Annotated in this window: 23 protein-coding genes and 1 pseudogene; 11 read left to right on the top strand and 13 right to left on the bottom strand. The window is 58.0% G+C overall.

Annotated elements, in window-relative coordinates; genetic code table 11:
• Positions 1 to 50 precede the first annotated feature (50 nt).
• Positions 51 to 473: a tellurite resistance TerB family protein gene (locus tag AC2FNC_RS07940; protein WP_480518559.1), complete on the top strand. Its 423-nt coding sequence runs from the start codon at positions 51 to 53 to the stop codon at positions 471 to 473.
• 26 nt (positions 474 to 499) lie between these two features.
• Here AC2FNC_RS07940 and dacB read toward each other — a convergent pair whose 3' ends face one another.
• From dacB to AC2FNC_RS07925, 3 genes are all read right to left on the bottom strand, one after another.
• Positions 500 to 1,978, bottom strand: coding sequence for a D-alanyl-D-alanine carboxypeptidase/D-alanyl-D-alanine endopeptidase (dacB, locus tag AC2FNC_RS07935; protein ID WP_480518557.1), 1,479 nt, complete (start codon positions 1,976 to 1,978; stop codon positions 500 to 502).
• 66 nt (positions 1,979 to 2,044) lie between these two features.
• Positions 2,045 to 2,665, bottom strand: a complete 621-nt coding sequence (locus AC2FNC_RS07930; RefSeq protein ID WP_480518555.1) for a nicotinate-nucleotide adenylyltransferase — start codon at positions 2,663 to 2,665, stop codon at positions 2,045 to 2,047.
• Between the two features lie 32 nt (positions 2,666 to 2,697).
• Positions 2,698 to 3,168, bottom strand: a complete 471-nt coding sequence (locus tag AC2FNC_RS07925; RefSeq protein ID WP_480518553.1) for an MOSC domain-containing protein — start codon at positions 3,166 to 3,168, stop codon at positions 2,698 to 2,700.
• A 137-nt stretch (positions 3,169 to 3,305) separates the two neighbouring features.
• On the opposite strand from AC2FNC_RS07925, the gene ettA reads away from it, so the two are divergent.
• Positions 3,306 to 4,973 carry an energy-dependent translational throttle protein EttA gene (gene ettA, locus AC2FNC_RS07920; RefSeq protein ID WP_480518551.1) on the top strand — a complete coding sequence of 556 codons (1,668 nt, stop codon included), beginning with the start codon at positions 3,306 to 3,308 and terminating at the stop codon, positions 4,971 to 4,973.
• A gap of 18 nt (positions 4,974 to 4,991) precedes the next feature.
• Positions 4,992 to 5,879 carry a hypothetical protein gene (locus AC2FNC_RS07915; RefSeq protein ID WP_480824482.1) on the top strand — a complete coding sequence of 296 codons (888 nt, stop codon included), beginning with the start codon at positions 4,992 to 4,994 and terminating at the stop codon, positions 5,877 to 5,879.
• Between the two features lie 188 nt (positions 5,880 to 6,067).
• On the opposite strand, the gene AC2FNC_RS07910 is transcribed toward AC2FNC_RS07915, so the two are convergent.
• The 3 genes from AC2FNC_RS07910 to AC2FNC_RS07900 all read right to left on the bottom strand — a co-directional run bounded on the left by AC2FNC_RS07910 (position 6,068) and on the right by AC2FNC_RS07900 (position 7,202).
• Positions 6,068 to 6,442, bottom strand: a complete 375-nt coding sequence (locus AC2FNC_RS07910) for a transposase (protein WP_496714991.1) — start codon at positions 6,440 to 6,442, stop codon at positions 6,068 to 6,070.
• Positions 6,439 to 6,630, bottom strand: a complete 192-nt coding sequence (locus AC2FNC_RS07905) for a transposase (RefSeq protein ID WP_496714989.1) — start codon at positions 6,628 to 6,630, stop codon at positions 6,439 to 6,441. The genes AC2FNC_RS07910 and AC2FNC_RS07905 overlap by 4 nt, the downstream gene beginning before the upstream one ends.
• A 134-nt stretch (positions 6,631 to 6,764) precedes the next feature.
• Entirely contained in the window at positions 6,765 to 7,202 is a 438-nt protein-coding gene (locus AC2FNC_RS07900) for a hypothetical protein (protein ID WP_496714987.1), read from the bottom strand.
• Between the two features lie 533 nt (positions 7,203 to 7,735).
• On the opposite strand from AC2FNC_RS07900, the gene AC2FNC_RS07895 reads away from it, so the two are divergent.
• A complete protein-coding gene (locus AC2FNC_RS07895; protein WP_209506380.1) occupies positions 7,736 to 7,942 on the top strand; it encodes a cold-shock protein in 207 nt (68 codons plus the stop codon).
• Between the two features lie 169 nt (positions 7,943 to 8,111).
• Entirely contained in the window at positions 8,112 to 8,666 is a 555-nt protein-coding gene (locus AC2FNC_RS07890) for a L,D-transpeptidase (protein WP_209506382.1), read from the top strand.
• Positions 8,667 to 8,684: 18 nt separating this feature from the next.
• On the opposite strand, the gene AC2FNC_RS07885 is transcribed toward AC2FNC_RS07890, so the two are convergent.
• The gene (locus AC2FNC_RS07885; protein WP_480604886.1) at positions 8,685 to 9,311 is read right to left on the bottom strand and encodes an arylesterase; all 627 of its coding nucleotides are present in this window, start codon (positions 9,309 to 9,311) and stop codon (positions 8,685 to 8,687) included.
• A gap of 65 nt (positions 9,312 to 9,376) precedes the next feature.
• Between AC2FNC_RS07885 and AC2FNC_RS07880 the strand changes: the two genes are divergently transcribed.
• Positions 9,377 to 10,072 carry an ABC transporter ATP-binding protein gene (locus AC2FNC_RS07880; RefSeq protein WP_480554174.1) on the top strand — a complete coding sequence of 232 codons (696 nt, stop codon included), beginning with the start codon at positions 9,377 to 9,379 and terminating at the stop codon, positions 10,070 to 10,072.
• On the top strand, positions 10,069 to 12,597 hold the full coding sequence (locus AC2FNC_RS07875; RefSeq protein ID WP_480604809.1) for an ABC transporter permease: 2,529 nt from the start codon (positions 10,069 to 10,071) through the stop codon (positions 12,595 to 12,597). Before AC2FNC_RS07880 ends, AC2FNC_RS07875 begins: the two co-directional genes overlap by 4 nt.
• A 2-nt stretch (positions 12,598 to 12,599) precedes the next feature.
• Here the strand turns inward: AC2FNC_RS07875 and AC2FNC_RS07870 are convergent, their stop codons facing one another.
• On the bottom strand, positions 12,600 to 13,046 hold the full coding sequence (locus AC2FNC_RS07870; protein WP_267366061.1) for an RrF2 family transcriptional regulator: 447 nt from the start codon (positions 13,044 to 13,046) through the stop codon (positions 12,600 to 12,602).
• A 93-nt stretch (positions 13,047 to 13,139) separates the two neighbouring features.
• Between AC2FNC_RS07870 and AC2FNC_RS07865 the strand changes: the two genes are divergently transcribed.
• Positions 13,140 to 13,709, top strand: coding sequence for a gamma-glutamylcyclotransferase family protein (locus AC2FNC_RS07865; RefSeq protein ID WP_480495485.1), 570 nt, complete (start codon positions 13,140 to 13,142; stop codon positions 13,707 to 13,709).
• Positions 13,710 to 13,761: 52 nt separating this feature from the next.
• On the opposite strand, the gene gltX is transcribed toward AC2FNC_RS07865, so the two are convergent.
• Together gltX and AC2FNC_RS07855 are read right to left on the bottom strand one after the other, a co-directional pair.
• A complete protein-coding gene (gltX, locus tag AC2FNC_RS07860) occupies positions 13,762 to 15,087 on the bottom strand; it encodes a glutamate--tRNA ligase (RefSeq protein WP_496714985.1) in 1,326 nt (441 codons plus the stop codon).
• Positions 15,088 to 15,162: 75 nt separating this feature from the next.
• Positions 15,163 to 15,597 (bottom strand): DUF1801 domain-containing protein, encoded by a 435-nt coding sequence (locus tag AC2FNC_RS07855; RefSeq protein ID WP_496714983.1) that lies wholly within the window; start codon positions 15,595 to 15,597, stop codon positions 15,163 to 15,165.
• 116 nt (positions 15,598 to 15,713) lie between these two features.
• Between AC2FNC_RS07855 and AC2FNC_RS07850 the strand changes: the two genes are divergently transcribed.
• Entirely contained in the window at positions 15,714 to 16,646 is a 933-nt protein-coding gene (locus AC2FNC_RS07850; protein ID WP_496714981.1) for an MBL fold metallo-hydrolase, read from the top strand.
• Between the two features lie 343 nt (positions 16,647 to 16,989).
• Here the strand turns inward: AC2FNC_RS07850 and AC2FNC_RS07845 are convergent.
• Positions 16,990 to 17,067: pseudogene (locus AC2FNC_RS07845) on the bottom strand (IS6 family transposase); the annotation flags it as partial.
• 492 nt (positions 17,068 to 17,559) lie between these two features.
• Between AC2FNC_RS07845 and AC2FNC_RS07840 the strand changes: the two are divergent.
• Both AC2FNC_RS07840 and AC2FNC_RS07835 read left to right on the top strand, forming a co-directional pair.
• On the top strand, positions 17,560 to 18,093 hold the full coding sequence (locus tag AC2FNC_RS07840; protein WP_496714979.1) for a hypothetical protein: 534 nt from the start codon (positions 17,560 to 17,562) through the stop codon (positions 18,091 to 18,093).
• A gap of 18 nt (positions 18,094 to 18,111) precedes the next feature.
• Complete coding sequence (locus tag AC2FNC_RS07835) at positions 18,112 to 18,972, top strand: SDR family NAD(P)-dependent oxidoreductase (protein WP_170537706.1); 861 nt, start codon at positions 18,112 to 18,114, stop codon at positions 18,970 to 18,972.
• A 132-nt stretch (positions 18,973 to 19,104) separates the two neighbouring features.
• Here the strand turns inward: AC2FNC_RS07835 and AC2FNC_RS07830 are convergent, their stop codons facing one another.
• Both AC2FNC_RS07830 and AC2FNC_RS07825 read right to left on the bottom strand, forming a co-directional pair.
• Positions 19,105 to 19,551: a winged helix-turn-helix domain-containing protein gene (locus AC2FNC_RS07830; RefSeq protein WP_170537707.1), complete on the bottom strand. Its 447-nt coding sequence runs from the start codon at positions 19,549 to 19,551 to the stop codon at positions 19,105 to 19,107.
• A 228-nt stretch (positions 19,552 to 19,779) separates the two neighbouring features.
• A complete protein-coding gene (locus AC2FNC_RS07825) occupies positions 19,780 to 20,814 on the bottom strand; it encodes an FAD:protein FMN transferase (RefSeq protein ID WP_496714976.1) in 1,035 nt (344 codons plus the stop codon).
• Positions 20,815 to 20,872 lie beyond the last annotated feature (58 nt).

Here is a 20,872-nt window from a genome sequence, read left to right as displayed (position 1 = left end):
GCCCCCCTTCTATCCTGCGCCATTGACGAACCCCAAGCAGGATGCACCGAATGACCGAGCAAGTTCCCCACCCGATGTCCCCACAGGATTGCCTTGTGGCGATCATGGTTGCGATCTCGGCCTCCGACGAAAACATCCGAACTGCCGAGCTGGTCAAGATCGAGGTCGCCGTGAACATGTTGCCGGTCTTCGCCGGGTACGACATCGACCGGATGCGCCACGTGTCGCAGATCGTGTTTGACCTGTTCGAACAGGAAGACGGGCTGGATGCGCTGTTTGGCCTGATCCGGGACAACCTGCCCGAACGCTTGAACGAAACGGCCTATGCTCTGGCCTGTGACGTCGCTGCCGCTGACGGAACGCTGGCCGAATCCGAACTGCGCCTGCTGGAAGAAATCCGGTACGAGCTGAACATCGACCGCCTGCACGCGGCCGCGATCGAGCGCGGGGCCAGGGCGCGCCATACCGTCTGACGCCCGCTTCAGGCGGGTTTCAGGTTTCAGCTTCCATAAAGTGACCCCCAGCGCTCCAGCAAAGCGCGCTGCAATTTTCGCGATCTGCTGTTCCAGCTGCGTGCACCGTCCGGGCGCTCACGCTGCGCGCGTGGGATCGTTGCGCGATGGTCCACGTCGGCGGTGAATATCGCAAAGGCCAGATCGACCCCGTCCGCAGTCGTCAGGAAACCGCCCAACCCGGATACAAAGTTCAATGTCCCTGTCTTGGCATCAACCTTGATCGGGTGGTTCTTGACGGGCCGCCCGTTCCGGTCGGTCAGTGCAAAAGGTTTCATCAAGGGCCGCAACATCCCCGACTTCTGTGTTGCGACAAGGGCCGCAACCAAATCCTCCGGTACCATGCGCGAGGCATCGCTCAGACCCGAATGATCGACCATGGCGATTCCTGTCACGCCGAAACGACTGGCGGCCCACCGGTTCATCTCGGCTGCCGAATCCGCCAGGGTGTGCGGGTTAACACCGCGCGCCCTGGTCGCGGCCAGCCCGACCATCTCGGCCGTCAGGTTGGTCGAGTATTTCAGCATCCCGCGCAGGACACGATCCAAACTGTCGCTGCGATGCACCACAAGATCGACACCCTGCACGCTCTGGCGTGTCACCTGAACGCGCTTCAAAACGATCCCGTTCGACCGCGCCAAGGTGCGAAATACATCGCCCGCGTACAAAGCGGGCTTGCGCACCGGCAACCAGCGGGCCCCGCCATTGCCCAGCGCGCCCTTGGCCACGGTCCAGCGATCCTGCCGCGCGCTTGCCTGATAGGTATAGATCGGCAGGCTACGATCCTCGACCCGCATGGCCGAGACATCCACCGCAGGCACATAACGCTCGCTGCGGGCATCCATGGTTATGTCATAGCCACTCCCTGCGCGTTTCCATTCGAAATGGACGCGATTGAAGTTCAGGGAAATGCCGCTGACGGCCGGGCTATAGCCCACATGATCCGGCTGCTCGGGATCGATGCTGAACACATAAGGCAACGCCCCGTCGTAAACCCTGAACGCGCCGCGCACTTCGATAATCCCGGCCTCGCGCAAATTGGCCGCCATCGTAGCCAGCGCATCTGTATCCAGCAGCGGGTCGCCGCCCCCAACCAGAATCAAATCGCCGTGCAAAACGCCCTTCTCGATCCGGCCATCCGCCACCAGACGGGTCTCGAACCGGTGTTCCGGCCCCAGAACGTCCAGCGCATAAAGCGCGGTCATTGCCTTTCCGACGCTGGCCGGGGGCAGACTTGCGCCCTCGCCAAACACTTCCAGCTGCGCCCCGGTCGCCACATCCGCAACCGCAAACACAACCTCGCCCTTCAGGCCTGCTGCGGCCACCAATCGCTCGGCACCGCTTAATATGACCCCGCGCGCCTGCGGCCTAAGCGATACAAGCGGCGCCTGCGCAAGGCCCGCTGCCGGGATCAGGGACGCCCCTAATCCCCCCAGAAATAAACGACGTGAAAAACGACCAGCCATAGCCGAATTAAAATCCCACAGATCAAAAGCACACAACCACCGTGTTAGATTATGCGCCCGTTGGGGCTATTCCGGCAACACTTCTGCGCCCCATTCGCCGCGTGTCCGGAGTTCGGTCGAACTGACATCGATCATCGGCACGTTCACGAAACACCAGGCCGGAGCCTGCGCCTGCCCCAAAAGGTGCCGCGCCTGCCCGTCAATCCGGTACTTCGCATAAACCCGCGCCGCAGGTGACATCCGGGCCGAGATCCGCTCACCCGGCCGCGCCACCACGCCCACCGGCACAGTGTCCATGATCAGCCGCCAGTCTTTCCAGCGATGAAACTGCGCCAGATTGTCCGCGCCCATCAGCCAGACAAACCGCACCTGCGGGTAAAGCCGCCTGAGCGCTGTCAGAGTGTCCGCCGTTGCCCGCGTGCCGACCAGCGCCTCGATATCCGTCACGTCGACCTTCGGATGCTGCATCACCCGCCGCGCCGCCGCCATGCGCCGCGCGATCGGCGCAGGCCCCCGCTCTTTCAACGGATTGCCGGGTGACACCAGCCACCACGCCCGATCCAACCCAAAGGCCTTCATCGCCTCACGCGTCACATGCACATGGCCCTGATGCGGCGGATCGAATGACCCGCCGAACAACCCAACGACCTGCCCGGGCCGCGCGTAAGGGATGTCGTACCGCTCCATAACCTGCTGATGTTCAGAACCGGGCCGCGTTGTCAATCAATCGGTTGCACGGCGTCGCCCAGCGCAACCCGCCCCGGCCTGACAACTTCGGCGCACCATCCCCCATGCCCCCGCACGGCAGAATAGCCGCCCTTGCCCAGCGCCTCTTCCATCCGGCTGCATGGCGCACAGATCACGGTAAAGCGCAAAACCGCCTCACCCACCTGCACCTCACGCCCCTTGAGCGCGGCCAGATTGATCCCCGAAACCACCAGATTGCGCCGCAGGATTTCGGGCGCGACCGGTCCTTGCCCCAGATAAGAGCCAATGGCCGCCAGATGCTCCCGCTGGATCAAAGAAACCGCCCGCTTACCCGCACGGCCTCGGTCACCTTCCAGCCCATCGGCTGAGACCACCGCCTCCCTCACCACCTCCACCCCAACCCGCCGCTCGGGCCGCAGGCCAATCCACTCCACCCGCCCCGGTTGCGCCCAGCCTGATATCAGTTCCGCCAGTTCCACCACTTCATGCCCCTCATACAGCCCGGCAAACCTAGCCCATGCAGATACGGGACGAAATTCACAAAACCACCAGCTTGCCCCGCCCGCCCCGCTCGGATATCCAGCGTTTCAACCCAATTTCCCGACCCAGAGGACGCGACATGGCCGCCTATCAATATGTCTACCACATGCAGGGTGTCTCCAAGACCTATCCCGGTGGCAAGAAGTGCTTTGAAAACATCCACCTGAGCTTTCTGCCCGGCGTGAAAATCGGTGTTGTCGGCGTCAACGGCGCGGGTAAATCGACGCTGATGAAGATCATGGCCGGGCTCGACACCGACTTCACCGGTGAGGCCTGGGCCGCCCAAGGTGCCAAGGTCGGTTACCTGCCGCAGGAACCGCAGCTGGATGAATCCCTGTCGGTCCGTGAAAACGTCATGCTGGGCGTGGCTGCTAAAAAGGCCAAGGTCGACCGCTTCAACGAGATTGCCATGGAGATCGCCGAGAATTACTCGGACGAGCTGATGGAGGAAATGACAACCCTGCAGGACGCCATCGACGCGGAAAACCTCTGGGACCTCGACAGCCAGATCGACGTGTCGATGGAGGCACTGCGCTGCCCGCCGGACGACGCCAACATCGCCAACCTTTCGGGCGGTGAAAAACGCCGCGTGGCGCTCTGCAAGCTGCTGCTCGAAGCGCCCGACATGCTGCTGCTCGACGAACCGACCAACCACCTCGACGCCGAGACCATCGCCTGGCTGCAACAGCACCTGATCGACTACAAGGGCACCATCCTGATCGTCACCCACGACCGCTATTTCCTGGATGACATCACCGGCTGGATTTTGGAACTCGACCGCGGCCGTGGCATTCCGTACGAGGGCAACTATTCCGCATGGCTGGAACAAAAGGCCAAACGGCTGGAGCAGGAAGCCCGCGAGGACAAGTCCAAGCAGAAAACCCTGCAGCGAGAGTTGGAATGGATGCGTCAGGGCCAGAAGGCCCGTCAGGCCAAATCCAAGGCCCGGATCAACGCCTATAACGAGCTGGCCGAACAGTCCGAACGCGAAAAGCTGACCCGCGCCCAGATCGTCATCCCCAACGGCCAGCGCCTTGGCGGCAAGGTGATCGAGGTCGAGGGCCTGTCGAAACACATGGGCGACAAGCAGTTGATCGAAGGGCTGGACTTCGCCCTGCCCCCCGGCGGCATCGTCGGCGTCATCGGCCCCAACGGTGCCGGTAAATCGACCCTGTTCAAGATGCTCACCGGTCAGGAACAGCCCGACAGCGGCACCATCACGCTGGGCGACACGGTCGAACTGTCCTATGTCGACCAGTCCCGCGACGACCTCAAGGACAACGACACCGTGTGGGAAGCGATCACCGGCGGCGCCGAGATCATCCAGTTGGGCGACGCGCAGGTCAATTCCCGCGCCTATTGCTCGTCCTTCAACTTCAAGGGCGGCGACCAGCAGAAAAAGGTCTCGCTGCTATCAGGCGGTGAGCGCAACCGCGTCCACATGGCCCGCCTGCTGAAAGAGGGCGGCAACGTCTTACTGCTCGACGAACCGACCAACGATCTGGATGTCGAAACCCTGCGCGCGCTGGAAGACGCATTGGTCGATTTCGCCGGCTGCGCCGTGGTCATCTCGCACGACCGCTTCTTCCTCGACCGGATCTGCACGCACATTCTGGCGTTTGAGGGTGACGCGCATGTGGAATGGTTCGAGGGCAACTTCGAAGACTACGAAGAGGACAAAAAGCGCCGTCTGGGACCGGACGCACTGGAGCCCAAGCGGTTGAAGCATAAGAAATTTGCGCGGTAGAGCAAATAGGAGAAAACCTTGCAAGCAAAGCCCCTTACCGCAGGGGCTTTGCGTATACCTAATTTCGAAATTCTCATTCTTGTCTCACGGTTTTATTTCTGGAAACTTGGCAATATGAAACTTGTATCGCGAATATTAACAGCGTCGGCGCTGTCAGCGGAAGTTAACTGGCGCTCTTGGAAAGAAGAATATGAAACCGAAGAAGGGTTCTTGGATCTCCTGAAAGATCCCAAATCCACAAGGTTTGAAAAATTTATGCAGGAATATTCACTATCAAGGACCATCCAAAGTGAAGAAAAAAACGACCGCCTAAACGATAAAGAAAGAAAAAAGAGAGCAATAGAGAATAGAGCAAACGTCCGAGGAACGTTGAGCGAAATTTTCCACGAAGGTGGCAACTTTTTAACCATTAATAATATAAATAAGCACTCAGTTCCCAAGCTCGAAGAACTCTTGTCCGAAGCCTTGAAAGAAGTCGGAATAAAGGTCTCCTCTGGAAATAGAGGGCGATTTACCTCCCTATGTTCGAAACTTCTGACATTTCACTCCCCAAAACTAATAACGCCCTATGACAGATTTGCGCGCCGCGGGATCGCGCATTTGGCTAGTGCGATAAAAAATAGAGACCAAGAAGATAAGGATAAGCCGCACAATGCGAAGTGGCTTCTAGAATCTAGAAATAGCTTTCCTTATGCAAAAAAATATGAAGATTTTCACACTGACTTTTTTGATGTGCGGAAAATATTCAAAGAACAACTTCATAAAGTTGCAAGTGCCGCCATCAAAGAAAACAATGATGCGCTCATTAATCGCAGCCTCGATAACTACGCGATGTATATTGGCGGTCGATGGGGGGATATTTATCCTCGGATACATCTGGAAGAGAATGGGCTAATAACTCCTTGAGGAATTACGAACCGGGCGAAGCAAGCGTAGGATGGGGTTTCACCCCATCACTCACTCAACGACCCTACCTGAACACCCGCACGATCTGTTCCCGCGCACCAAACCACTTGCAAACTTTAACCCCTCAAATGATGGGGTGAAACCCCATCCTACGGCTCACCGAACACCCCCTCGGTAATCACCCCACACTACTCCGGATCAACCCGGCCTGCACGAATATCGCGATGGATCGACGAATACGGCCAATCGGTCGGGCGCTCCACCAACCCATGCTTGACCGGATTCCCCCAACAATAGGCCATATGATTGCGATAATCCTGTTCGTCGCGAATGGTATGTTCCCAAAACCGGCGCTGCCAAAAAGGCGCTTCGCGTTTGTTGGCCCGTAGGCCGGGCTTCAACCCGGCATATCTGCCAGAGGTCACAACAGGTAGATGCGTGAGCTCGGGTGCCGGGCTGAAGCCCGGCCTACGGTTTGCCCTGTTCACGCCCATGGTGAACCGCGCCTTGATCGCGCACCCCACCGCGTGGAATAATCCGCATCGCCCGGCGGCAAGGTTCACACCGCGTGCGCATGATCCGGCAACACCACAAACGCATCACACCAAAACGGACGCTCCCACTGCGCTTCGGCAAAAGCCGCGCGCAGATGTGCGACCTCGCGGATCAACAGGTCCGATGACCGGTCGGCCAGCGACACCGTGAAGAAATATCTGGCACCGGGAATGCGGACGCGGCGATAATCACTCATGCGCGCAAGGTGACGCAGGTATGACTACCAAGTGGTTAACACGCGCCTTTGCAGGCAACTGCCGCAGGTCGCATGCTCCACCGACCCCCGGTGTCCCATATCACAGCATTCAAGGATGGTTGCAGACGCGGCGCTTACCCGAACCGGTTGCCGCGCAGCCGTCCGACACCGAGCAGCCCCGTCAGCGCCCCAAGCAGCAGCAGCCAACTGGCAGGAAGCGGAACGGCCGAGACGTTCACGTCCACCGGCGTTTCTTCGGTCCCAGGCTCATTGCACCACAGCTCGCAGAACTCGGGCCCGGATTCCGCCACGACCTCTGTCCGTTCAGTCAGTATCTCGGGCAAATGCTTGGGTCCTCCAAGCTCGACAAGACGAGGGCGTCTTTCCTTACGGCGCGGGTTCTCCTTCGCGAAGACCGGAGCCTTCAGCTCGTGTTCAAATTCGAACATGTTGTAGAGTTTGAGCCCGCCTTCACGCGCGGTCGGCATAAAACCCTCTGTCCCATATGGAACAGTCAGGGCCTGCGCGGCTCCTGCCCAGCACAACAAGGTTATCGTATAGACAGCTTTCATATCCGCCCCCACAGCTGCCACGCAGTATAGCACCAGATCGCAAATTTTTCAAACATAGCGATTTATGAATAAAAACCGTCAGTTGTGAGGGGAACCCACGCTGAACCGGTCAGAATGACACTGGTCCTGAACACGTGCCTGCGACGAAAAAGTGTCACCCTCCCGCGCAGGCGTGGCACGTGGCGACCGCTCGGCATGGCCGACCGGGAAAGTGTGGATCCGGGTTTTTCACTGCCGTCGCGCGCGTCAACGGACAGGGTGACCAGAGCACCCAGAATGCTGTCAAACATCGCCAAAATCAGCCTGAAACCCATCAGCGGATTCTTGTACAAATCAAGCTATCTGCCCTCTGGCACTAGTACAATCCGTACAAACCACTCTTGCCACAGGCTTACCTCAATGCCATATGCAGGGTGCTAACGTTTTTCTATTTCGACCTACTGTCTCCTTCTACGGCGCTCAGTCTATCGATACAGACATACGACGCCAGGCTGCCGCAACTCCGTGGGCAGCACCAAACAGGAGACACGGAAATGCCAGCAGGCACCGTAAAATGGTTCAACACCACTAAAGGCTACGGCTTTATTGCGCCCGAAGATGGCGGCAAGGACATCTTCGTCCACATCTCGTCCGTCGAACGCTCGGGCCTGACCGGTCTGGCCGACAACCAGAAAGTCACGTACGAACTGCGTTCGGGTCGTGACGGCCGCGAGAGCGCCGACAACATCCAGCTTGCATAAGCTCTTGAAAGGGTGAGGGAAATTCCTCACCCTTTTGTTCAACCGCTGCCGTTTCAGGTGGCCGATTGATCACATCACGGATGCGTGATGCTTGCCCCAGAATTGACCAAATAACATATCATGATGAAACTGGTTCTTGGGTTTCATTGGTCAATTGATGAGGGTTTCGATGTTTACACGCCGAGTTTTTCTGGCCGGAACAGCGGCCACGCTGCTGCCGGGCATCGCCAGCGCCAAGAAAGCGGTCGAGTATGATCCGACACCGCAATTCGTGCGCATCAAAAAGCAGTTCCTGCCCGGGCAGCTGCTGGTCGCCCCCCGTTCATTCTATCTTTACTATGTCACCGAACCACGCAAAGCGATCCGCTATGGCTGCGGTGTCGGCAAGGCAGGTCTGGAATTCACCGGCACCGCTACTATCGATGTGAAAAAGGAATGGCCGACCTGGCGCCCGACCCAAGAGATGATCCAGCGCGATCCGGTGGCCTATGCAAAATTCAAGGACAATGACTATGTCCAGCCGGGAGGTGGGGATAACCCCCTCGGCGCGCGTGCGATGTATTTGTTCCAGAACGGTGTCGATACCTATTTCCGAATCCATGGCACGACCCAGCCACAAACCATAGGCAGGGCGGTGTCAAACGGGTGTATTCGGATGCTGAATGAACATGTCATCGATCTGTATAACCGGGTCCCTATCGGAACGGTTGTCACGGTCGTCTGATCGCTATCGCGGGAATGGCTAACCTTCCCCGCCCGCCTGCGTCACAAGTTGCAACACAGAGGGGCCCAGCGCTTCGACGATCTTCGCCACCCCGGCCGCATTTGGATGAATGCCGTCCGATTGCATGAATTGCGATACGGCTGCGGGGTCACCCTCCGCTGCAAGCCCTTCAAAGAAACTGCTGAAAAACAGAACTTCAAACTCCTGCGCCAGTGCAGGGTAAATGCCATCGAACGCCTGCTTGTATTCAGCGCCGTAGTTGCCCGGCGCCTGCATTCCGATCAACAAGACAGGAACCTTTGTATCGCGTGCAACCTGAAGTATCTTGCGCAGATTGGCTTGCGAAACTGCAGGATCGATCCCGCGCAACACGTCATTCCCGCCTAAGGCAACGATCAGTCCGTCCACATCGGGTGTCAGGGTCCATTCTACCCGCGCAGCGCCACCCGCCGTTGTATCGCCCGAAACGCCTGCGTTGATAACGCGAACATCTTCGCCCTTCGCCTGCAACCAACGGTCAAGCTGGGGAACAAACCCGTTCTCCTCCACCAGCCCGTAGCCTTGCGTCAGCGAGTCCCCAAGGGCTGCGATCACCACCTGATCGGCTGTGGCCGCAAAACCGCAGAACACAAATGGACTTGCCATCAAAACCTTGCGCAATACGGTGATCACTCCATATCCCAAAAACCGCTCCTTTATCGGGAAGACCCATGACGCCTGCTGTTCTCGCTCTTCAGAATGCCGCTTTATCGCTGGATGGCAATGCCGGGCGGGTCGATATTTTGCATGACATCACGTTGACCGTGAACAGGGGGGAAACGCTGGGGCTGATCGGGCCATCGGGGTCGGGAAAATCGTCGCTGTTGATGCTGATGGGTGGGTTGGAACAGGCAACAAGTGGTCAAATCTTGGCCTTGGATCAGAATTTGACAAGCATGGACGAGGACGCCCTGGCGCGGTTTCGGCGCGACAACATGGGCGTCGTGTTTCAGAATTTCCACCTGATCCCAACGATGACCGCGTTGGAGAACGTGGCGACACCGCTGGAACTGGCGGGGCACAAAGATGCGTTCGACCGTGCCGAGACTGAACTGAATGCCGTGGGGTTATCCCATCGTCGCGATCATTACCCGGCGCAGTTGTCGGGCGGCGAGCAGCAACGAGTTGCCCTGGCGCGTGCATCGGCACCACGCCCCAAGATCTTGCTGGCGGACGAACCAACCGGGAATCTGGACGAGACAAACGGTGCCGCGATTGTTGATTTGCTGTTCGGGCTTCGGCGCAAATATGATGCGACGCTGGTTCTTGTAACGCACAGCCGTTCACTGGCTGAACGATGTGACCGGGTGATCAGGCTGCGCGACGGCAGGATTGCCGAAATGACCCGGCAGGAGGCCGCAGAATGAGCCTTCGGCTGGCCGCGCGGCTGGCCCGTCGAGAGCTGCGCGGGGGCCTGCGCGGCTTTCGCATCTTTCTGGCCTGTCTGGCCTTGGGCGTCGCAGCCATCGCAGCCGTCGGATCGGTGAGTCAGGCGATTCAGACCGGGCTGACCCGTGAAGGCGCATCCCTGCTGGGCGGCGATGCCGAGCTTGAGTTCACCTATCGTTTTGCTACTGAGGCCGAGCGCCTCTGGATGCAGCAGTCATCCGAACAGGTGTCAGAAATTGTCGATTTCCGCTCGATGGCGGTTGTGCCCCGCGACGCCGGGCCGGAACGTGCGCTGACCCAGGTCAAATCCGTCGATAAGGCTTACCCGCTCATCGGATCGGTCAAACTGGAGCCGGGCATCACGCTGGACGACGCCCTGAATGGCAGGTCCGGATTACCCGGTGCCATTATGGAACCCGTTCTGATAGACCGGCTTGGTTTGTCGGTCGGTGATCACTTCGCGCTTGGCACGCAAGAGTTCATTCTGATGGCCGCACTTCGGAATGAACCCGACAGCGCCGCGGCTGGTTTTGCCTTGGGGCCACGTACAATGGTGCGTACCGAAGCGTTGCAGGCATCTGGCCTGCTGGAGCCCGGAACGCTTTTTTCGACCAGGTACCGGCTGACCTTGCCCCAAGACGCGAACCTGTCGGAGGTGTCCGCAAGAGCCAGCGCGGCGCTTGAAGGCTCGGGGATGCGCTGGAGCGATGCGCGCAACGGCGCGCCGGGCATATCGGAATTCGTCAACCGCCTGAGTGCCTTTCTGGTCCTTGTCGGATTGTCGGGGCTTGCCGTCGGTGGCATCGGTGTGTCCGCCGCCGTGCGAGCCTATCTGAGTCAGAAAACGGAAACCATTGCGACATTGCGGACATTGGGGGCGGATCGCTCCACCATTTTTCAAACTTACATGATTCAGATCGGGGTGCTGTCCCTGACTGGCATTGTAATTGGGCTGGTACTGGGCGGGATGGCACCGCTTTTGCTGGCACCGCTGCTGGAATACCAGTTGCCCGTTCCAGCAGTGTTTTCTCTGTATCCGCAACCGCTGATAGAGGCTGCGCTTTATGGCCTGCTGACAGCATTTCTTTTCACGCTCTGGCCGCTGGCCAGAACCGAAGATGTGCGCGCCGCAACCCTGTTTCGCGATGCGCTGAGTGCGGCTCGTCCCATCCCACGCGCAATTTACGTCGTGGCAAGCGGGATTGGATTGGCGTCCCTGATCGCGATTGCGTCCTGGTTCAGCGGCTCAACGCGCCTAACCCTGTGGACCAGCGGCGGACTTGCGGGCGCACTGATCCTGCTGGCGCTCGCAGCCCATGCCATTCGCAAACTGGCACGGGCTGGGACACCTTTGGCGCGGGGCCGCCCTGCCCTGCGATGGGCTTTGTCCGCCATCTCTGATCCGCGTGAGGGTGCGGGGTCAGTGGTTTTGTCACTTGGTCTGGGTTTGTCAGTGCTGGCGGCGGTTGGGCAGATTGACGGCACGCTGCGCAACGCGATCTCCGGCAATCTGCCGGATGTCGCGCCCTCTTACTTCTTTGTCGATATTCAAAAAGACCAGATGCCCGGTTTTACCGAACGGCTGCAAACCGATCCTGCTGTCAGCCGCATTGAAAGCGCACCAATGCTGCGGGGCATCATCACCCAGATAAACGGTCGCCCTGCGCGCGAGGTGGCCGGAGATCATTGGGTTCTGGAGGGAGATCGCGGCGTCACCTATTCAGCCCGCCCCCCGGCAAATGCACGGGTGACAGCGGGGGAGTGGTGGGCAGAGGATTATTCTGGCGCACCACAGATCAGCTTTGCAGCCGAAGAAGCCGAAGAGATGGGTCTGAAACTGGGCGATCAGGTAACTGTCAACATCCTGGGGCGGGATATCACCGCAGAGCTGACCTCAACCCGAGAGGTGGATTTTTCCACAGCGGGTATGGGTTTTGTCATGTCGATGAACCCGTCGGCACTGGCGGGTGCGCCACACAGCTTTATTGCGACGGTATATGCAGAAGAACAGGCCGAGGCCGCCATTCTGCGAGATCTTGCAGGCCAGTTCCCGAACATCACGGCCATCCGTGTGCGCGACGCAATTGACCGTGTTTCGGGCCTTTTGGCAGGGATCGCCGCCGCAACCTCGTATGGCGCGGGCGTGTCTTTGTTGACAGGATTCCTGGTGCTGATCGGGGCGGCAGCCGCCGGCGAACCCGCCCGCAGATACGAGGCGGCAATCCTCAAGACGCTGGGGGCTGACCGTGGCCGCATCCTGCGCAGTTTTGGACTACGCTCGGTCCTGCTGGGCGCCGCAGCGGGCTGCGTCGCCTTGCTGGTTGGCATCCTGGGCGGATGGGCTGTGGCCACTTACATCTTCGACACAGGTTTTACCGTGATCTGGTCTTCGGCCTTTGGCATCGTTCTGGCCGGTGTCGGCGTCACGCTCTGCGCAGGTTTCGCATTCGCGCTGCGCCCTCTCTCTGCCCGGCCAGCCCGCATTTTGCGGGCCAGCGACTAAGGTCAGCGTACGCAGGCCACGGGCTGCAACAGCTTCAGCAACGGGTCGTTGTCACAAACCAGCGCATCCAACGACACTTCGTCCAGAGATGCATAGAAAACTTCCGCCGCATCTTGCAATGCCAGCCGCAGCCTACAGGCATCGGTCAAAGGACAGGTGTTGTCCGCATCCGCAAAACACTCGGCGATGGGCAAGGCCCCTTCGACGTGCCTGAACACCGCGCCGATCCGGATTTGGCTTGCCGGACGCGCCAACGACATACCGCCGTTGCGGCCGCGCTGAGTGCTCAGGTAATTCAACTGGCTTAACTGGTTGATCACCTGAGCCAGATGGTTTTCCGAGATGTTGCAGACTTCGGCGATCTCGGCTTTGGTGACCAGCCGGTCCGGGTGTGCGGCGCAATACATCAACAGGCGCACAGCGATATTCGTCCGTTTGGTAATCCGCATGAAGGCCTCCCTGAATAAAAGATGAAGCCTTATTGCATGTCGCGGAAAAAAGCGGTTTGACATACATCAATCGACCCAAAGGACACCTCTCGCATGGCCGACCCCTATTTCTTTGGTTATGGAAGCCTTGTGAACCTCGCCACACATGATTTTCCCGACCCCCGCCCAGCAAAACTGAAGGGGTGGAAACGCGCATGGCGACACACTGATCTGCGCCCGGTCGCGTTCCTGACAGCTGTCCCGGACCCCGAGTCTGAGATCGAAGGCATGATCGCACATGTCCCCAAGAACGACTGGGCTGCGCTGGATGAACGGGAATGGGCCTATGACCGAATTCCGGCAACCCGGTCGGTTTCACATCCGCTGAAACATGAAGTTGAAATAGCTGTCTACGCCGTCCCGCAGGATCGGCACAACGAGCCCAGCAACCGCCATCCCTTGCTGCTCAGCTATATCGACGTTGTTGTTCAGGGTTATTTGCGGGCGTTCGGAGAAGACGGGGCAGACCGGTTCTTTGCAACAACCAGCGGCTGGGATGCCCCGATCCTGAATGACCGGGCCGAGCCACGTTACCCGCGACATCAACAACTCAAACCTGTCGAGCGTGATTTTGTCGATGACCGCCTGACCGGTTTGTCGGTTCGGATTGAACAACCGGTTTGACGACAAAGGGCCACTCCGAAGGCGTGGCCCTTAAATGTCGCGTACTACCGCGTTAGACGCGCGCGCGGATCACCTGCAGCAACGGCAGCAACGCCGCCATTTCCGGGCCACGTTCTGCACCTGTCAACGCCTTGCGCAGCGGCATGAACAGGCCTTTTCCCTTGCGGCCTGTTGCCTCTTTCACGGCATTGGTCCAGGCTCCCCAGGTTTCACCATCGAACGGGCCTTCGGGCAGCAGCGACATGGCCTGAGCGATGAATTCGCGATCTTCATCGGCAACCAACGGTTCGGCGCCGTCACGGCACAGGTCCCACCACCCTTTGAGGTCGGCCAAAGTGGTGATGTTTTCGCGCGCCATGGCCCAGAACGGTTCGGCCAGTTCGGCAGGCACCCCGGCATCCGCGACAGCATCGGCCACATTCGCCAGCGGCAGCGATTGCAGGTATTTGGCGGTCAGCGGGAACAGGTCCTGCACGTCGAACTTGGTCGGCGCGGCACCAAACCGGCTCACGTCAAAGCCGTCGATCAACTCGGCCATATCCGAGCGCAGCTCGACCGGATCGGACGAACCCAGTCGCGCCATCAGGCTCAGCAGTGCCATCGGCTGCACGCCCTGTTCACGCAGATCGCGCAGGGCCAGCGTACCCAGGCGTTTCGACAGAGCTTCGCCCTGCGGGCCGGTCAGCAGCGAGTGATGCGCAAAGCGCGGGCAATCCCCGCCCAGTGCCTTGATGATCTGAATCTGGGTCGCAGTGTTGGTCACGTGATCCGAGCCGCGCACGACATCAGTCACGCCCATTTCAGTGTCATCCACCACCGACGCAATCGTATAAAGAACCTGCCCATCACCACGGATCAGAACCGGATCAGAGACAGAGGCCGCATCGATCGAGATGTCGCCCAGAATTCCATCGGTCCACTCGATCCGTTCGTGATCCAGCTTGAAACGCCAGACACCGTTGCCACGTTCAGCGCGCAGCGCATCCTTCTCGGCATCCGACAGGTTCAGCGCGGCACGGTCATAAACCGGCGGCTTGCCCATGTTCAGCTGTTTCTTGCGCTTCAGGTCCAGCTCGGTGGGCGTCTCAAACGCTTCATAGAACCGCCCCATCGCGCGCAACTTGTCAGCCGCTTCGGCGTAGCGATCCAAACGCTCGGATTGACGCTCGACGCGATCCCAGTGCAAACCCAGCCACTCAAGATCCTGTTTGATGGCATCGACATATTCCTCTTTCGAGCGCTCGGGGTCGGTGTCATCGATGCGCAGGATGAACGTACCGCCCGCCTTGCGGGCGATCAGATAGTTCATCAGGGCGGTGCGCAGGTTGCCCACATGGATGTAACCGGTGGGCGACGGGGCGAAACGGGTGGTTGTCATGGGTGTCTCCTGTTGGCGCGGCTCTTGTCACATGGGCGCGTTTTTGTCCAGCCGCCGCTTGATCCATCAGGTGATTCAACGCGATTCCACGGGCCATATCCTGTCAAGGTCGTCTAACCCGGCGCGAATGAGTTCCGACAGAACCTGCATGTCGATATCCACCAGCTTGTTCACGTACAGGCAGGACTTGCCCAACTTGTGCTTACCCAACCGGGCCAGAATGCCGCCAAAATCCGCGTAACCCAGCATGATATAAATCACCAGCGCCGACTTGCGCGGGGAAAATCCGGTTGCCAGAAAATCGCCCTCTCGGCCCGAGGCGTAGCGATAGTGATAACGGCCATACCCTATCATCGACGGGCCCCACATGACCGGATCAAATCCGGTGGTAGCCCGAAACAGGTCGTCCAGAGCGCGCGTCTCTTCGGCCCGACGTTCTGATTGGACCGAATTAAGGAAGTCTTCTACACTTTGATCCGTTGGAACGGTTTTGTTCTGTGATCGCGACATGAACAAAAATTAACACGTATTGTTCATCCATGCACCCTGCGTGGATGTCGTAACATCTGGTCAGAATCTCACACCGTTCTAGTTTTTCTAAAGGTGTTCTGACAGGGAGAACGATAATGACGATCAAACTTACTCGCCGTGCCGCCTTGGGAACCGCTGCCGCCTTGCCGTTTGCCACGGCAGCAGCGCCGGTTTTGGCCGCAGGCTCTGACGCCAAGGCCAACTCGACCATCGCCAAGTCATTCCATGTCGGCGACTTTACTGTTACGACCTTGCTGGATGGCAGCCTGCCCCGCGATGGCGCCCAGGATATCTTTGGCGGCGGAGCGTCAGATGAAGACTTCGCAAAGGTTTCGGCCGAGAACTTTATTCCCGCCGATACCGCCCAATTCTTCTTTACCCCCTCACTGGTCAACACCGGATCGGAACTGGTATTGTTCGACACCGGTCTTGGGCAGGGCGGCATTCAGGCCGCTTTGGCCGATGCAGGTGTCAGCCCGGATCAGATCGACGTTGTCGTACTGACCCACATGCATCCCGACCATATTGGCGGCATGACAACGGATGGCGCACCGACCTTTGCCAACGCACGCTATGTGACGTCGGCAACGGAATACGATTTCTGGTCCGCGCAGGAGGCCGGAAACAATGTCGGTGATCTTGTGGCCGCAAAAGTCACACCGATGGCCGAGAAGATGAGCTTTGTCGGTGATGGAGAGCAAGTGGCGTCGGGCATAACTGCGGTTGCGGCCCACGGCCATACCCCGGGTCATACGGTTTATCATCTGGAGAGCAACGGACAGAGCCTTCTGCTGACAGCGGACTTGGCCAACCATTACGTGTGGTCATTTGCCCATCCGGAATGGGAGGTTCGGTTTGACATGGACAAGGCCGCCGCAACCGCCGCGCGCCGAAACGTTCTTGGCATGCTGGCAGCCGACAAGGTGCCGATGGTCGGCTATCACATGCCCTTCCCCGCCGCAGGTTACGTCGAAACCCGTGGTGACGGCTTCCGCTATGTACCTGTTTCTTATCAATTAATGGGTTAGAAAACTTGTTCTAAATGCAATAGTATGAGACCTCGCTGGAGTCTCTTGAATTTTTTCTGGGCGTACATCAGGCGGACATTTTGCGATGAGCCGCTTCTCTGTGCGCCCGCAAACCCACCTGTTATCAGGTTAACTAAATCTGTATTACGGAGGACGTTCACCGTCTGCCTCAACCTGCGCATCTGAGCAAGAGCTGCGCTACAGCAACTTGCCACTTGGAGCTTCACGAGGTGCTGTGACTATGGTTTTAACTAACCTGAGTGAGAATGTTGCTTGCTTTTGAGGGAAGAGAAGAATGCCGGTGGTAGAGGAAACGGAGGAAGGGCATCGCTTTTACGCAGAGGCGATCCGTCACGATCTCTTCTGCACTGCCATAGCGCTTCATCAATTTCCTGAGGAATTTCAATGCTGCAGGTTTATTCATGCCCAAATGCTATGCAACCGCCCTGCCCGTCTCAACTCAAGTAATTCTGACAAGACCTTTTGAAAAACGCTCTGAGCCATTCTGGCTCAACTAGCCTTTGAAAAATCCCGGCGATCCCCTCATTATCCAGACTCAGGCGAACACCAAACTGAGATCGAATTTAAACTGGAAGGGATTAGAAGCTTCAGAGAATTAGAGCAGTGCCGTCGTTTGAGGATAAATTGTGTCGTTGGGCTCTGATTGCAGGCTAAGCTCGGGGCATTAGAGAAACCTATTCCGTTCCTGTGCAAAGAACCGCACCGATCGCGAAGCCTTAAATGCGCTTCCGGCCGAGGAGACTCTCAGGTTCATGGCCAATCTTGCTGTCGAGAAATTCTCTGGTGGCAGGGCACCCAATAGGGCCTGGAACAATAACTGCGCTCCGACAAGACCACCGCCGTGCAAATCTGTCTTTCAAGACGAGATTTGAACAAAGCCAGGAGAGTTTGAATGCAAGATCTACCATTCTGGAAAGCGATTTTGATTACATTGGCAATCCTGGTCCTAGCTGCGGCCTACTTTTTCGTCACGTCGCTCCTTGGCCTCAACGACCCCTGGGTCGCATTCGTGGCGGTTACGATGTGGAGCGCCATCGGAATGAAACTCGAACAGGCTCCGGGCGTGTTCATTGGCGGCGCGCTTGGTCTTGTGATTTCCTGGTCGATCTCTGCATTGCCAGACATTTATGGGGACCTCGCACTGGTGATTCCGATCGCTGCGATCGTCCTCGCGATCGCGTGCAAGATCAAAGAGATGCTGCCGCTAATCTGCAACTTCGGCCTTTTTATCTTCCTGACCCTAGGCTCGGCAGACATTGTTGTGAAGGAAGGGATGCAACTTGCTTACGTCGACGATTTGGCATTCGGGGCAATTTGCTTCTGGATCGTCCCTTGGCTGGTCGTGCGCTTGAGATCGGAGGCTAAGACCCAGGATTGGGACAAGAAAAAAGGCCTCCGCGACCGCGTGGCCCCTGAAACAGATTAAACATGGAGGGAATAGGAAATGGGACGTTGTAACGGCAGAGTGGCATTTGTTTCCGGGGCGAGCCGGGGTATAGGCAAAGCCATCGCGATGCGGCTAGCCTCAGAGGGGGCATCTGTTGTATTGAACTCCCCGGTGATGGGGGAAGAGGAAGGACAACCAGGCACATTGGAATCCGCTGTTGCGGATATTCAGGTGATGGGTGGCAAGGCGGCGGCGATAGCCTGCGATCTAACAGATCCAGAGGCGCGAGCGGGGCTCATTGAGCGTGCAAGCGAGTTCTTCGGGCCAGTCGACATACTGGTGAACAACGCCGGGGCCGGAATTATGAAACCGCTTATCAAGATCGAACACAGCGAGCTAACTTTCATGTTCGAACTGAACGTGATCGCACCGGTCGACCTTGCGCGGCAATGCTTGCCTGAGATGAAGAAGGCCGGCGCCGGGTGGGTACTGAACATCGGCAGCGGATCGGCCAAGATAGACGAACTGCCTGGCCGCAACGGCATTTCTAAGGAAGCGACTCTCTCAATGGGGGGATACGGAACAACCAAAGCGGCGCTGGACCGCGCGACCTTGGCACTCTCACGCGAAGTGCAGGAGTACGGGATTTTCGTCAACTCCATGCGGCCAACGGCCATCGTGCTGACCCCCGGCGCGGACTTCACGCGGATGATCGCCAAGACCAACCCGGACATGCTGGAACCGGTCGAAATGATGGCCGAGGCTGCGCTTGAGTTGTGCACCGGGCGCCATGTGGGACGAGTAATCGCGAGCCGCGAGATCATCTATTACGTAGGTGGCAAGGTACACAGTCTGGATGGGAAAACCGTACTGGGCGACGCATTCCTGCTCGGCGACCCGGAGAGCAGCACGGGCTGACACCTTGGTCACTGTCCTGCAGGTCAACCAAAACCCAGGTCGAGCTAACAAGCAGTGGCGTCGCGGCAAGGTCCTGAGGTAACGCTGGCACTCATCGGCTAAGTGATCCGATGGTAAGCCAATTCAACGTGCCTAAAAATGGTTTGCGTCTGGTTCATCGATGATCGGCCACCAAACATGGTTTTCCAGCATCTGGAAATTTGCTGAATCCGAACCATATGTTTTTTTATGCAATTCTAGTAATTTAGAGTTCATGCGACACCCGCCACGAACGAACTTGGAAATTTCTCGGTGAAAGCTGACGTTGAATGCAACTTGTAGTTCGGCAACCTGAACGCCTTCTTTCGTACGCTCAATCACTTTTCCATCGGCCAAGATGTCGAGTTGCCGGCGAACGGTCGTTTGTGGCAAGTTCGTGTATCTAGCAATCGCGCGCGTGCTCCAGGGATGGCGATGGATCAACAAGGTCTGATGCACCCGTTGTAGCGGCTCACTGTAGTTGAACCAATCAAACGTAATCTTCCATCGCCGCCACAGGCGAAGCTGGTTTCGCTCCGTCTCGGTATAGTCCAACTCCATGTAGAATAGATCTACCATAGTTGAGCAATGCATCAAGGACTTCGCCATCACGCATCTTGACCACGATTGCGCTCCTGGTTTCTTCCTTGGTCAACATACATCAACACCGTCGAGGGCCTCCGCTCAAATCATCTGAACGACGTTAGTCACAACGGCGACTGGCGTGTCTGGAACGTGGATGACGGTACTATATGCAATACTGGCCAAAGAGCCTGTCGTCATATCCGGTCAGGCTGTGTCCATAACAAATGGCTTGAAGGCTGCAGTGCTGTGGTCGATCAAACGGTTTCCATCGCGGATAACGAAATACGCCGCAATGCCCTGTCGCTGCGCGAATGCCGGCCCTTCATCCGGCCCCATAACCATCAAAGCTGTCGAAAGTGCGTCCGCAGTCATCGCGTTTTGCGCGATAACAGTGACGGAGGCCAACGAATGAACCACCGGTCGCCCGATGCGCGGATCGATCACATGTGAAAAGATCTGGCCACCCTGCCTGATGAAGTTGCGGTAGTCACCGGAGGTGGCGATGGCCCGATCGTTCAATTCCACGATCCGGTGAACTGCCCTCTGGCTCCGTTCCGGGCGTTCAATTCCGACCCGCCACGGTCGGCCCTCTGGCCTGTATCCCTTGGCTCTTAACTCGCCGCCGAGATCGACAAGATAGCTTTGGACACCCCGCGCATCGAGCATTTCTGAAAGTTGGTCAACAGCATAGCCTTTGGCGATCCCACTGAGATCGATTGCCAGCTGTGGGCGCGTTTTCCATATCTCTGGTCCCTCAAGCATGAGGGCATCCATTCCCAATCGCCGAGCGGTTTGCGATATTTCAACGGTGGTCGGAGGTGCCGGTCTTCGTCCTGAAGCGCCAAAACCCCAGAGCTCGACAAGAGGGCCGATTGTTGCATCAAAGGCGCCGCTGGTCAGGTTGTTTACGCGCCGGGCTTCTTCGATAACTTTGCGGGTGTGGTCCGAAACTGTAACCGGTGAGTTCATGTCAGCTGAATTGAACTTGGATAACTCTGAATCGGGTTGGTAGGTAGACATCAACCTGTCCACTTCCGCCAGCGTCCCCAGCGCATTCAACTGCAGCGATCCGACGGTTCCTGCGTCGTCCGGGAACAAGATGCGGTAGTAGGTTCCCATCGACTCGCCGGAAAGCGTTGCCAAACCCGTCGCATTGGCAACCGCCGGAGTACTGAGGCCTGAGGCTATGCCGGATACGACACCCACCGTTCCAACCAGAAATGTCCGTCTCTTGATCATTGTCTGTACTCCAACATTTTCCGTTTCCGGAAAGCACTCATGACGCACTTCAGCGGCG

Source organism: Ruegeria sp. BHSA123 (assembly GCF_059613425.1).
Note: the sequence above shows the minus strand (reverse complement) of the source record. Positions and strands in the feature narration are given on the sequence as shown.

What these genes read in the sequence shown, in the direction of transcription:
- AC2FNC_RS07940 (WP_480518559.1), top strand. Translation starts at nt 51, where the DNA reads ATGACCGAGCAAGTTCCCCACCCGATGTCCCCACAGGATTGCCTTGTG.
- dacB (WP_480518557.1), bottom strand. Translation starts at nt 1,978, where the DNA reads ATGGCTGGTCGTTTTTCACGTCGTTTATTTCTGGGGGGATTAGGGGCG.
- AC2FNC_RS07930 (WP_480518555.1), bottom strand. Translation starts at nt 2,665, where the DNA reads ATGGAGCGGTACGACATCCCTTACGCGCGGCCCGGGCAGGTCGTTGGG.
- ettA (WP_480518551.1), top strand. Translation starts at nt 3,306, where the DNA reads ATGGCCGCCTATCAATATGTCTACCACATGCAGGGTGTCTCCAAGACC.
- AC2FNC_RS07905 (WP_496714989.1), bottom strand. Translation starts at nt 6,630, where the DNA reads ATGAGTGATTATCGCCGCGTCCGCATTCCCGGTGCCAGATATTTCTTC.
- AC2FNC_RS07900 (WP_496714987.1), bottom strand. Translation starts at nt 7,202, where the DNA reads ATGAAAGCTGTCTATACGATAACCTTGTTGTGCTGGGCAGGAGCCGCG.
- AC2FNC_RS07895 (WP_209506380.1), top strand. Translation starts at nt 7,736, where the DNA reads ATGCCAGCAGGCACCGTAAAATGGTTCAACACCACTAAAGGCTACGGC.
- AC2FNC_RS07890 (WP_209506382.1), top strand. Translation starts at nt 8,112, where the DNA reads ATGTTTACACGCCGAGTTTTTCTGGCCGGAACAGCGGCCACGCTGCTG.
- AC2FNC_RS07885 (WP_480604886.1), bottom strand. Translation starts at nt 9,311, where the DNA reads ATGGCAAGTCCATTTGTGTTCTGCGGTTTTGCGGCCACAGCCGATCAG.
- AC2FNC_RS07880 (WP_480554174.1), top strand. Translation starts at nt 9,377, where the DNA reads ATGACGCCTGCTGTTCTCGCTCTTCAGAATGCCGCTTTATCGCTGGAT.
- AC2FNC_RS07875 (WP_480604809.1), top strand. Translation starts at nt 10,069, where the DNA reads ATGAGCCTTCGGCTGGCCGCGCGGCTGGCCCGTCGAGAGCTGCGCGGG.
- AC2FNC_RS07870 (WP_267366061.1), bottom strand. Translation starts at nt 13,046, where the DNA reads ATGCGGATTACCAAACGGACGAATATCGCTGTGCGCCTGTTGATGTAT.
- AC2FNC_RS07865 (WP_480495485.1), top strand. Translation starts at nt 13,140, where the DNA reads ATGGCCGACCCCTATTTCTTTGGTTATGGAAGCCTTGTGAACCTCGCC.
- gltX (WP_496714985.1), bottom strand. Translation starts at nt 15,087, where the DNA reads ATGACAACCACCCGTTTCGCCCCGTCGCCCACCGGTTACATCCATGTG.
- AC2FNC_RS07855 (WP_496714983.1), bottom strand. Translation starts at nt 15,597, where the DNA reads ATGTCGCGATCACAGAACAAAACCGTTCCAACGGATCAAAGTGTAGAA.
- AC2FNC_RS07850 (WP_496714981.1), top strand. Translation starts at nt 15,714, where the DNA reads ATGACGATCAAACTTACTCGCCGTGCCGCCTTGGGAACCGCTGCCGCC.
- AC2FNC_RS07840 (WP_496714979.1), top strand. Translation starts at nt 17,560, where the DNA reads ATGCAAGATCTACCATTCTGGAAAGCGATTTTGATTACATTGGCAATC.
- AC2FNC_RS07835 (WP_170537706.1), top strand. Translation starts at nt 18,112, where the DNA reads ATGGGACGTTGTAACGGCAGAGTGGCATTTGTTTCCGGGGCGAGCCGG.
- AC2FNC_RS07830 (WP_170537707.1), bottom strand. Translation starts at nt 19,551, where the DNA reads ATGGAGTTGGACTATACCGAGACGGAGCGAAACCAGCTTCGCCTGTGG.
- AC2FNC_RS07825 (WP_496714976.1), bottom strand. Translation starts at nt 20,814, where the DNA reads ATGATCAAGAGACGGACATTTCTGGTTGGAACGGTGGGTGTCGTATCC.